This window comes from Mesorhizobium sp. M7A.F.Ca.CA.002.05.1.1, from assembly GCF_003998335.1.
In the GTDB taxonomy this organism is placed as follows: Bacteria; Pseudomonadota; Alphaproteobacteria; order Rhizobiales; family Rhizobiaceae; genus Mesorhizobium.
In genome coordinates this window covers 1-683 of record NZ_RZQI01001520.1, presented here as the reverse complement: position 1 = coordinate 683, position 683 = coordinate 1, and the positions used below count along the sequence as shown (strand labels likewise).

Sequence of the window (683 nt, the reverse complement as noted above, 5' to 3'; positions counted from 1 at the left end):
GGCGTCGGCGCTCCGTTCAGCCTGTTGATGGAGCTCAACCGCCGCAGCGGCATCTATGGCGACATCGACGAACGGCAATGGCAGCGCTACCTTGCCACTCGTCTCGAGGAGATTCGCGCCGGATCCGTCGCGCCGCGCGAATTTGTCCATGCCAACGGCAGGACGATGATGTTCTCGGTGACGGCGCTGTCAGGCGGCAAGCGGCTGTTGACCTATTATGAGGTCACCGAGATCAAGCAACGCGATGCGGAGATCAAAAGCGCGAACGCCAAGATCGCCGAGACCTTCGCCAGTCTCCGCACCATGGTCGACCAGATGCCGATCGGTGTCCTCGTCCTCGACGCCGATATGCGCACCGAGATCATCAACCGTGCTTTCTATGATTTCTGGCAGATCGACGCCCGGCGCGCCGAGATCGGCTGCAGCTTCCGCGATCTGATGGACGCCAGCCGCGACATCGATCCGTTTGGTGCCGACGATGCATCATGGCAGCGGCATATCGCCGAGCGCGAGGCGGAAATCAGGGCCGGGATCGCCGCGGCGCGGCAGTTCCCGCGCAATGACGGCCGCACGCTGATATCGTCGATGGCGCCGCTGGCCGGCGGCAAGCGGCTGATCTCCTATGTCGACGTCACCGACATGAAGAACCGGGAGGCCGAACTTGCCGACGCGCCGGAGAAAGC

The 683-nt window shown here is 63.5% G+C and carries 1 protein-coding gene; it reads left to right on the top strand.

Going from position 1 to position 683, the window contains the following annotated elements:
• The coding region (locus EN939_RS36790) for a PAS-domain containing protein (RefSeq protein WP_127272110.1) at positions 1-683 on the top strand (683 nt) is incomplete at both ends.